At 49.8% G+C, this 1,005-nt stretch carries 1 protein-coding gene; it reads left to right on the plus strand.

Annotation, left to right across the window (positions count from 1 at the left end):
* The coding region (locus tag KHW85_RS08260; protein ID WP_291459548.1) for a DNA/RNA helicase domain-containing protein at positions 1-832 on the plus strand (832 nt) is incomplete at its 5' end.
* Positions 833-1,005 lie beyond the last annotated feature (173 nt).

The following is a 1,005-nucleotide window of genomic DNA, read 5'->3' on the forward strand; positions in this document are numbered from 1 at the left end:
CGGTGTAGCAATCTCCATCATCGAAAGACCTCGACCCCTACCCGGCCACGACACGCCCAACACCGCCCACAACACCTACACCCTCAAATGCGAAGAGCCGAAAAAGGAACTAGACGAGGCAAGCAAAGAAAAACGCGTGTTTTCCCTAACCAGTCAGATGCGTATGAAGATTTCTGAAATCGATCGATACAAGCGTTTCCTGGATAAGCTTTTTGGCGATGGCCCACTAACAGACAGTGATGTACCTGACTTTGGCGAGTATGATTTTAGGATCTTCACTGATTTTGACGAAATGCGCGAAGCGCTCCGAGAGAAGGAACTGAAAGTAGGTCTTTCGCGAACCTTAGCTGGCTACGGTTGGGAATGGAAGTCGAATCCTTCTAACAAAGAGAACGTCGGACTCACACCAGATGCTCTCCCCTTCGATATGCAGTTTGGTCAAGATCAGTATCGATGGAATCAAACAACGGTTTCTTGGGTACACTCCGATAACGCATTCAACGAGATCGGATCCATTCACACTATTCAAGGATACGATCTCAACTATGCCGCTGTTATCATCGGTCCCGAGGTTGAATTGGACGGCGATGGAAAATATAGAGTCAATCGCTCAAAATACTTCGATGACCGGGGGAAGCAGCACAATACTATTGCCGGTGAAACTACGACCCCCGAGCGACTTAACCGGTACGTTGCGAACATTTACAAGGTTCTTCTCACTCGCGGTATTCATGGCACCTACATTTACGCTGGAGCATCTGGCCTTATGGATCGGTTCATGCAGGTCCAGGAGATTTTGGAGAAACGGGCACTCTCTGCTTCCGACAACTAAGTGACTCTGTCTGCCACTGAGTGGGGTAGCAGCACATCCACTTTCTGGCTCTTCAGAGTTGGGTGTGGGTGGAGGTGGTCTGGTCTGGTTTTGTGGACCGGGTGTTTTGAGGGTTGTTGGTTGTTATTGGTGGTGTTGTGCCCATTGGCGCGCGTATTGGTTGGGTGAGAGCC

The sequence above is a fragment of the Actinomyces sp. oral taxon 181 genome (assembly GCF_018370895.1).
Lineage (GTDB): Bacteria > Actinomycetota > Actinomycetes > Actinomycetales > Actinomycetaceae > Pauljensenia.